Annotated in this window: 5 protein-coding genes; all 5 read left to right on the top strand. The window is 51.2% G+C overall.

The annotated features are described in order from the left end of the window. The coding region (locus tag ACIOJF_RS06430) for a sugar phosphate nucleotidyltransferase (RefSeq protein WP_402741367.1) at positions 1-705 on the top strand (705 nt) is incomplete at its 5' end. Between the two features lie 176 nt (positions 706-881). Next, positions 882-2,339, top strand: coding sequence for a phosphomannomutase/phosphoglucomutase (locus ACIOJF_RS06425; RefSeq protein ID WP_402741366.1), 1,458 nt, complete (start codon positions 882-884; stop codon positions 2,337-2,339). Then, a complete protein-coding gene (locus ACIOJF_RS06420) occupies positions 2,326-4,038 on the top strand; it encodes a glycosyltransferase family 4 protein (protein WP_402741365.1) in 1,713 nt (570 codons plus the stop codon). The genes ACIOJF_RS06425 and ACIOJF_RS06420 overlap by 14 nt, the downstream gene beginning before the upstream one ends. A gap of 1 nt (position 4,039) precedes the next feature. Next, positions 4,040-5,209 (top strand): glycosyltransferase, encoded by a 1,170-nt coding sequence (locus ACIOJF_RS06415; RefSeq protein WP_400288779.1) that lies wholly within the window; start codon positions 4,040-4,042, stop codon positions 5,207-5,209. A gap of 575 nt (positions 5,210-5,784) precedes the next feature. After that, positions 5,785-10,218 (top strand): glycosyltransferase, encoded by a 4,434-nt coding sequence (locus tag ACIOJF_RS06410; RefSeq protein ID WP_402741364.1) that lies wholly within the window; start codon positions 5,785-5,787, stop codon positions 10,216-10,218. The last annotated feature ends 101 nt before the right edge of the window (positions 10,219-10,319 follow it).

Genomic DNA, 10,319 nt, shown 5'->3' with positions numbered 1-10,319 from the left:
ACCGCTGCGACCGGCAAGATCGTGACCATCGGCATCCACCCGACGCACCCTTCCACCGGTTTCGGCTACATCCAGACCGGCCAGCCGCTGGAGGTCCCCAATGCGCCGTCGGCGCGCGGCGTGGTGCAGTTCGTGGAGAAGCCCGATGAGGACACCGCCCGCAAGTACCTGGCCTCGGGCGGGTTCCTGTGGAATGCCGGCATGTTCGTCGCGCCGGTGAGCCTGATGCTCAAGCACCTGGAAGCCAACGAGCCGGCGCTGTACATGGGCCTGATGAAGATCGCCGATGCCTGGGAAACCGATCAGCGCGAAACCGTGATGCGCGAAGTCTGGGCCGATCTGCCGAAGATCGCCATTGACTATGCGGTGGCCGAGCCGGCCGCCGCGGCCGGCGATGTCGCGGTGATCCCGGGCGTTTTCAACTGGGACGACGTGGGCGACTTCGCCGCGATCGGCCGCTTGAACAAGGCCAGTGCCGAGGAGGGCATCATCAACCTGGGCGGCGAGTCGGTGCGCGTGTATGCCGACAGCGCTACCGGCGTGGTCTATTCGGACCGCCCGCGCGTGGTGGCCCTGGTCGGGATCGAGGATGTGGTCGTGGTGGATACCGCCGACGCGTTGCTGGTGACCACCAAGGAGCATGCGCAGAAGGTCAAGCAGACCGTGGAGGCCTTGAAGGCCGACGGCGCTACCGAGGTGCTCTAAAATCCACCATCCACCCGCAAGTTGTTAACCTCAGCTATCAACAAACAACATCTCCGTTCTATGTAGGATTCTTGATCATGACGCGACTTGCTTTACAGGTCGTAGGCGAGCAAGTTCTGAAGGAGCGGTCTGCTATGTGCCAACATGAAATGATGAAAAAGAAGTGAGAATCCATCTTGTCAAGTATTGATATCAACCTCAACGACTCTTTTAAAGCCTATGACGTACGGGGCATTGTGGACGAGAGTATCAACGCTGAAGCAGTGGAAGCAATTGGAGCTGCTTTCGTCGATGTACTGGGCTTAGCAGGTAATGAAGTGTTAGTTGGTGGAGATATGCGTCCATCAAGTCCTACTTTTACCGAAGCTTTTGCTCGCGGCGCTATTCAGCGTGGAGCCAACGTTGTCATGCTTGGGCTTGTGTCTACGGACGAACTGTACTTTGCTTCAGGAAAATATGATGCCGCGGGAGTTGTTTTTACAGCGAGTCATAACCCGGCCGAGTACAACGGCATCAAGATGTCGAAATCAAGCGCACGTCCAATCTCATCAGAGAACGGACTTTACGATATTCGAGATCAAGCACAAGCCTATCTGGCTGCCGGAATACCAACGGTACCGAACAACTTGCTGGGTAAGATTCGTGAGCAAGATGTGCTGGCCGACTATTCCAGTTACTTGCGAGAACTTGTCGATTTATCCAATATACGTCCGCTTAAACTAGTTGTAGATGCCGGTAACGGAATGGGCGGTTTAACCACCCCAGCTGTACTTGGCGATGGCTTACTTTCGAAGCTACCGCTAGAAATAGTGCCGCTGTACTTTGAACTCGATGGGACCTTCCCGAATCACCCTGCAAATCCGCTGGAGTCTGAGAACCTTAGAGATTTACAATCGGCAGTATTGAAGCATAAAGCAGATCTGGGTCTGGCGTTTGATGGCGATGCGGATCGGTGCTTCGTAATTGACGAACGTGGGTTGCCACTTTCACCAAGCGCAATCACGGCTCTCGTGGCAACGCGTGAAATTGCTCGGGTCCAAGCTGCAGGGGAGAAAACTCCAATCGTCATTCATAATCTGATCACGTCGAAGGCTGTCCCCGAATTTGTAGAAAAGTCAGGTGGCACCCCTGTAATGACAAGAGTTGGACACTCATTCATTAAAGCTGAAATGGCCAAGCAGGGTGCTGTATTTGGCGGAGAGCATTCTGCTCACTATTATTTCCGTGACTTTTACAATGCGGATACAGGCATGCTTGCGGCGATGCACGTTTTGGCGGCGCTGGGCGAACAAAGCGGATCTCTCTCAGAATTGGGCGCTGAATATGAGCCGTATGTTTCAACCGGAGAGATTAATTCAATAGTCGCAGACAAGACCGGCGCTATCGCTAGAGTTGTCGCTTCCTTCAAGTCTTCACCTACGGTTATAACGGAAATGGACGGCACGACTTTTACGGCCGAGGACGGCTCGTGGTGGTTCAATTTACGTCCGTCGAATACTGAGCCGTATTTACGCTTCAACGGTGAATCACGTGAACCTGGTGTCATTGATAAGGTTGCCGATGAGGTTTTATCTATTGTGCGATTCGAGAACTCCACGGCCTTGGAGATGAATGGAGCCAATGATGGATTCTAAGAAATACAACAAAAAAGAAGTATTGCAAGAACTGGATAAAGCACACCAAGACATCGCGCGTCTAGTGAATTTTGCAGGTCGGCAACGAAAAGCATTGGCAGATATGGTTGCAGGACTTGGAGATAGCGGTGAGTCGCGTAGGCTGAAAGAAATTCTGCAAAAATTTCCTGTCCTTACTTCCCAATTCAATGAAGGCAATGCTGTAGCTTTTTATACTCGGGATCGAGACTTCACTAAAGCGAACATTTGGGCTGATGCCACGTCGGATCGTACTAGAGACTCGCTTTCCAATATGAAGGCTCTTCGTGTGTTGAGAACCAAAGAGGGGTCTATCTCTGATGCTCTCGAATTGAGCTATCGAATTGCCAAGAAAGAAAAATCTCAGAATACTGCTGGATTGCAGTTCCTCGAAGGTCGTGTAAAGGAATTGCATGGCGCAGTTCCTAAAATTCAGGGTCCAATACGTAGAATCGATAGCCTCGTCGAGGGACGTATAGTACATCTGGTTAAAGAGAGCCGACCGAATCTTTCCAATGGATTCACCTCGCGCAGCCATAAGAACTTCTTAGCTGAAAAAGCTTCTGGCTTGGAGCCCGTCGTCATCACTGAACCGGGCTTCCCGGATAACAATCCTAAAACACGCACCGAGTTCGTTGATGGCATTCTGCACGTCAGATTAGGAATGGGTTCGATTGATTATTCGAAAGTTCCGGCTGACCAGTTCAATCAGATGTTTGCTGACTTAGCCTACGAAGAAATCAAGAAACTTCGCCCACAAGTGATTCATGCCAGTTCGGGAAGACGTGGATTTGAGACCGCGCTTTCAGGTATTGCTCTTCGGGCGAAGACCGGAATTCCACTGGTATATGAAGTGCGCTCGTTCTTCGAAGCAAACTGGACTGATGATACACGCGTTGAGCAATCTGGCGAGATCTTCACTCAGCGGATGGCGACCGAAGAGTACTGCATGGCAGTTGCGGATCGTGTTTTGACTATTTGTGAATCCATGAAGGATGAACTTGTTTCAAGAGGAGTTCCGCCCAAAAAGATCGGAATTATTCCCAACGCCGTCGACTCTGAACACTTCAAACCCGTTGATAGAAACATTGAGTTGGCTAGAAAATACGGATTGTTGAATGTTCCGACTTTCGGATACGTCTCAAACATGGACCACTACCGTGAATCGCAGGAAACACTGATTGAGGCGCTTGCTATTCTTGGCAGTCGCGGGCGGGTAGCAAAATGCATTCTAGTGGGCGGCGGTCCCCGCATGGATCTGTTAAAGGAGCTCGCAACTGAGCGTGGTGTATCGGACCGAGTGATATTTACGGGTTCCGTTGATCATAACGAGATCGACGAGTACTACTCACTAATTGATCTCTTCGTCGTTCCACGCATTCGGGAACGTGCTGCCACGTATGTTACTCCGCTAAAACCATTCGAAGCGATGGCACAACGCAAACCTGTTGTTACATCAGATCTGCCAGCGCTATTGGAAATTACGGACGCGCCAAAACGTGGATTGTCTTATACTGCAGGCGACGCCGAGTCATTGGCTGATCGACTTGAGTCATTGTTCGAAGATCGTGAGGCACAGGAAAGAATCGCCCAAGCCGGATACGAGTGGGTGATATCGGAGCGTACTTGGAAGTCCAATGGTGATCGATATGTACAAGAATTTTCTAAGTTAGGGAGCTAACATGAAATCCACTTATTTGGGATTCCGTGCGACTGAGTTGTCGCCAACCTCTGAGCTTCTGGGCTCTCTGCATGCTTCTAAATCCGATATTGGAGACCAACACCTACTGGCATATACACCGGTTGCGAGGGTCAATCCCTATCAGGCCCTGTGTTACAAGCAATTTCCGAATGAAGGAATTCTGGCGGCGCCCGTTCTCCAGCCGGCTAAGTTTTTGGATCTGCAGAACTTATCCCTGAGGCCACTAACAAAGACTCTGCATTTACACTGGAACTCATGGATGACCCAGGGGATGGAAGACCCGGAGCGTGCCAGAATGATGGGCTTGGGTATGGCTGGAAGGCTGCAACGTCTCCAAAAGTTCGGTTTCAATATTGTCTGGACTGTTCATAACGTCTATCCGCATGACGCAATGCATGTACATGTTGAACTTGAAATCCAGCAACGGATCGCCGACACTGCAGACGTTTTACACGTGATGTCTGGAGCCACGGCCGATGCTATGTCAGGTATTACCGAGATTGATAGTTCCAAGATTCTAGTTTCACCGCATCCGAGCTATAAAGGTGCCTACCCTGATTATGTGAGCCGAGAGGACGCGCGAGCGGCGTTAGGAATCCATGGCGACGAGATTGTTTTCCTTGTTTTTGGTGCACTTAAGGCTTACAAGGGTCTAAGCCGTACGCTCGATGCGTTTGATCATTTGGTTGCCAAGAACCCCATGCAGCGATTTAGAATGATATTTGCTGGTAAAGCAGACAACTCAGATGAAGTGCAAGAGTTTATAACCAGAGCGAACGTTCACCCACGTGTTTTGATCGAAGACTCAAACATACCAACGGATAAAGTGCAGTACTTTATGCGCGCGTCAGATGTTGGAGTTGTTCATTATGCTCGATCGTTGAATAGCGGTGCCGCGTTATTGTACGGCGCATTCGATCTCCCAATTGTTGCTTCGGCGACTCCTACGTTTCTGGCGGAACTAAATTCAGAGAGTACGATTTTTGTAGAGGATGAAACCGTAGCGTCCCTAGCAGATTCCATGATGGAATCCATAGATCTAATCGGGAGTAAGGCTGTTCTAGCGGCCATTTCTGCCGAACAGAAGAGACTTTCCGCAGATAAAGTTAGCTCGCAGTTTGCCCAGGATTTGCTTATACGACTCAAGTGACGGACTTGTTGAAATCAGCAGTTAATCGACTGGGCAAAGAATAGTTACATAATTCCTATCGCCAATCAGCCACTCCGATTTTTTTTGGGGCTGGTTGGCGCGGAATTATGAACTAAGCATATTGATTTCTCTGAGTCGTTTTCTGACCGTCGCGTCGACTTTCTGGCGTTTGCGGTACTTCTTTAGACGGCTGATGTGTAATCAAACTTACGTGTTGGTGAATTATCGACATTATGATTTCGCTCGTTGCTTGACCACAATCACGTGAAGACTAGGTACGCGAGGCCGGTTCTGCTTGATCGGGGCAAGGTCAACAGTATGTATTCATGGGCGTGTGAAGTCGTTTTACTGGGAGCCCGCATCATCAACGCCTACACATTGCTGGCGGGGCCCAACCTTGCTGGAATCGAACGATTGTGCCTGGCGACAATGGACGAATATTTCACCGACAACCCAATGGGTCAGGAAGTGTTTCGCTGAATTGCTATCGCTAGGTTGTGTCAAACCTCGGCTCTTCCAATCGAACCGCTAGAATTACTTGCGGATAGGACTACAAAGTTGAGGGAGTTTCCTCGTTGAAACGATCGAATCGCAAGACCGCTCAAGCAATGAGTTCGCGTGCCGAACTTTTTAGCATTAGACAGGAATATCTGAATCTTGAAGGTGACTTTGAGATCAGGGTACTGGATGATTTGGCTAAGTACCGTGCGCAATCATCGAAATTATCGCGGGAGAACGAGTCTCTGCGATCGCGCAAGGTGAAGTCAGATGGTCTAATCGCAAGGCTCGAACGAGAACTTGCTGCCGCTAAGGACGCACGACAGAAATTCAGCCGTGAGGCATCGATTCTCAAGAAGCAACTCGCGAATGAGCATGACCGGGCCGAGAAATTCAAAACGGCGTATGAGAATCTAAAGAACCATCCGGTCGTTAGAGCCGCACGCGGTTTGAAGAGCCCCTTTGCGCGTAAGCCTGTTGCTCCTCGCCAGGTTCAAAAGAATGTTCCAGTCCTGGCGGCATCACCAAGCATTTCCAACTTCGACAATGTAAGTCGGCCAGGCAGTCCTGCCGGAACCGGCATCGAAGAAAGCTTCATCGATGCTATTAAGCGTGAAGCGGATGCATATATAGCCCGTTACCGCGACCAGGGCGAGATTGTTGAACCTTCAGAAGGGTTAGTTGCTCTTGCTGCGAAGGAGGAATCGCCTTCAAGCTTCGGAGCCTTGCACGATCAGATTCTGGGACAAGCCCGACTATTCGATTCCTTGCCGGTAGTTCCGCCGAAGACCTCTACGCCTGCTTATATGCCGCAGCCGGATAAAGTGATGTATTGCGCGCACAGCACTGGCGAATACAACAGCAACGGTTATTCGACGCGTACGACTGGTCTCACCACTGCCGTCACCGAAGCCGGCATGGATCTCTTCATTGCAGCGCGACCTGGCTACCCTTGGGACTCCAAAGTCAACAAGAAGATGCCGAAAGAAAAGCGCCTGATTCGCGATTACCAGGGCGTCGATACGTACTTTAACCCAGGTGTGTCACTACGTAGCGATCCACTGGATAAGTTTGTGCAGATCGCGGCGGATATCTATGTTCGCGAAGCGATGATGAATCGACCTTCAGTAATCGTTTCTGCGTCCAATCACATTACGGCGTTGCCAGCATTGATCGCAGCTCGTCGTCTTGGAATCCCGTTCATCTACGAAGTACGTGGGCTTTGGGAAATTACCGCAGCCGCTGGTAACGAAACCTGGCATAAATCGGAACGATTCGAACTAGCACGCCGCATTGAGACTCTGGTGGCGAACGAAGCGGATCGCGCCTTCGCAATCACGGAGGAAGTCCGTGAGGAACTGGTGAAGCGCGGTGCAGAAAGAGACAAGATTGAAATCTTGCCGAATGCTGCGAACATTTTCCAGTACGTCCCTCTCCCAGCTGAGCGATCGAAGGTCGTTGACAAGAAAAAGAAGGGCGAGTTCCTTCTTGGATATGCTGGCAGCCTTGTGGACTACGAGGGGCTGGATCTACTAATCAACGCGGTAGCCGAGCTACCAGAATCTCTGTCGCACGTTGGCGCACTAATCGTTGGCGACGGCTTGGTCTTACCCGCGCTCAAGCGGCAAGTGACCGAATTGGGCTTGGAAGAGCGAATTCGTTTCACCGGGCGCGTACCGAATGAACAAATCAACGATTACCTGGCAATTTTTGACGCCGTGGTCTGCCCGCGAAAATCGAATATTGTTACAGAACTAGTTTCACCATTGAAGCCTATTGAAGCAATGGCTGCAGGCCGTCCGGTGATCGGTTCCAACGTTTCGCCAATTGCTACGTTGCTTGGTACCGATAGTGCTCGAGGCTTGCTCTTCGAAGCGGATCAAGTGCAGTCCTTGGCTGAATCGATCGCCCTCCTGGCTAATGATCCGAGGACCGCGCAGGATATGGGGCGTCGTGCCCGTAAGTGGACGGTAGAGAACCGTACATGGCCAATCGTGGCAAAAACTTTCGTTGCCCAAGCTGCCAGTGTCCAGAGCCGTAGGCCAGCGGGCAAGAAGCTTAATGAGATTCGGATGGCTCTTATCGCTGACGAATTTACGACCTCAACCATCAGCCGCGAAGTTAATGTGGTGTCGCCAACTCCTGAGAACTGGCGAGAAGCCTTGACATCGAATCCGGTCGATGTGCTCTTCGTAGAATCGGCGTGGGCAGGCAATGATGGAACTTGGACCCGCAAGGTCGGTTACTACGATGATGAGCAATGTGCGGATCTAGTAGCGCTAATTGGCTACTGCCGCAGCAAGAACATCCCAACAATCTTCTGGAACAAGGAAGACCCGGTTCACTTCAATCGATTCCGCCGTACCGCAAAGTACTTCGACGTTGTTTTGACTACTGACGCCAACTGCTTGCGGGACTACTGGGATCACCGTGGTGGAAATCTCAAGGCGTTGGGCAGCCTTTCCTTCTGGGCGCAAGCGGAAATCCACAATCCAATGGGATCTTCCCGCACCTACTCGCATACTGTGGCGTACGGTGGCTCCTATTATGGTGATCGTTATGCGGAGCGTTCGAAGGAACTGCGCGCAATCCTCGAGGGAGCACGTCCCCAGGGGCTGACCATCTATGATCGCCAAGCCGATAATCCTGAATCGCCATACAAGTTCCCACCAGCATTGCAGGACTATGTCCAGGGTGGTCTGACTTACGAAGAAATGGTAGAGGCTTACAAGTCTCATCCGGTGCACGTGAACGTTAACTCGGTGAATGCCTCGCCAACTATGTTCTCCCGTCGAGTTTTCGAGCTTGCGGCATGTGGTACTCCGGTAATTAGCGGCAAGAGCTTCGGCGTTACTTGGATGTTTGATGGGTCGGTTCCTGTGGTCGGTTCGCGCCGGGAATCGGAACTGATTTCAACACTGTGGATGAACTCCGAAGCTGATCGCGTGGCCGATGCTTGGGAGCCATTGCGTGTGACCTTCCGCAAACATCTGGCGCACCATCGTTTGGCCATGGCGCTTCGCATGGCTGGTCTCGCAGTTGATATCCCGACTTTGCCATCACTTGGCATTGAACTGAAGACGTTAACCGAAGAAATTGCTTGGGATCTTGTAGCAGCTAGCGTGCGACCTATGCAGGTATACGTTGCCGGGTTCAACGACGATGATACTGCAGTAAACATTCTGCGAACTGCAGGAATTGCAGTAATGAGCAATGACGCAGTTCGTGAAGCAGAGGTGATTGCCTCCAACGCTGAAGAAATTCTCCAAGATCATCAGGTTCTTGAAGACATGCTAACTGCCATGTTCTATGGCCAAGCTGCAACGGTACAGGTCTCTGACAAGTACGTGGGTACGCAGGGCCTGCCGCTCTGGATGCGCGAGCACGTGGATGCGCAGCTGCCCACCTTGACGCGCAGTAGCAACATCGCAGATTCTGCCGTAGAGACCATATGCCTTCGACGCCCACTTGACGTCGAAGAAGCGGACGGCACGCTCATTGACAATCCTGCGTCCAAGGACTCGCAGAACATCCTAGTCGCGGGACATGACCTGAAGTTTGCCGGGTCAATCATGGCCGGGATATCCGAACACGGGCACAACCTGAAGATCGATAAGTGGGACGGCCACGCTCAGCACAATGTTGAAGAGAGCCAGGATCTTCTAGAAGATGCTGACACGGTGTTCTGCGAATGGTCACTTGGCAATTTGGCGTGGTATTCAACGCATTTGAAGCCCGGGCAGAAACTGGTTACCAGATTCCACTCGCAGGAACTATTCACGGATTACCCTCGATCGGTGAACTTCAAGAAGGTTGACAAGGTGATCTTTGTCAGCGAGTTGATCCGAGGAATGGCGATTCAAAAGTTCGGAATTCCTGAGGAAAAAACGATGGTCATTCCTAACTCTGTGGATACCAGGAAGCTGGATCTTCCCAAGTCCGATGATTCTCAATTTGTATTGGGCTTCGTCGGCATGGTTCCGCAGATGAAGCGATTCGACCTCGTGCTTGATCTACTGGAAAAGTTGCGTGCAATCGATAGCCGCTTTATGTTGCGCGTCAAGGGCAAACGACCAGAAGATTACCCCTGGATGGCTGCACGCGAGGAAGAAATGGCCTTCTACGAGGCGCAGTATGCTCGTATTGAAGAATCTGATCTACTCCGCGGTGCTGTGGTCTTCGATCCTCAAGGCGATAATATGGCCCAGTGGTACCAGGAGATCGGTGTTGCCGTATCCACCAGTGATTTCGAGTCCTTCCACTTCACTCTTGCAGATGGAGCGGCATCTCGTGCGTTGCCGGTAGGCCTGGCCTGGCCGGGAGCGGAATGGCTGTACCCGAATGAGTGGTTGCATGCAGACACTGCGTCAGCAGCTCAATACGTGATCAGTCAGGTACAGGATCAAGCGAAACTGGCAGAGCAGGTTGAATCTGCACGCGAGTTCACTGTGAAGAACTACGATTCCAACGATGTGCTTGCTCGAATCATGAATGAAATTGAAGCTAACTAGCGCTCTTTAGTGCTTTTCTCTAGTGAGGTGCGTTCAGTGGCAATCGCCACCGAATGCACCTCACTGTATTATTGATCTAGTCTGCATTGAAGATAAAGTGA

It is taken from the genome of Glutamicibacter sp. NPDC087831 (genome assembly GCF_044742845.1).
GTDB lineage: Bacteria > Actinomycetota > Actinomycetes > Actinomycetales > Micrococcaceae > Glutamicibacter.
The sequence above is the reverse complement of the archived record's forward strand: the minus strand, read 5'-3'. Positions and strand labels throughout refer to the sequence as shown.

Coding starts and splice junctions, on each gene's coding strand:
- ACIOJF_RS06420 (WP_402741365.1), top strand. CDS start 2,326: ATGATGGATTCTAAGAAATACAACAAAAAAGAAGTATTGCAAGAACTG.
- ACIOJF_RS06415 (WP_400288779.1), top strand. CDS start 4,040: ATGAAATCCACTTATTTGGGATTCCGTGCGACTGAGTTGTCGCCAACC.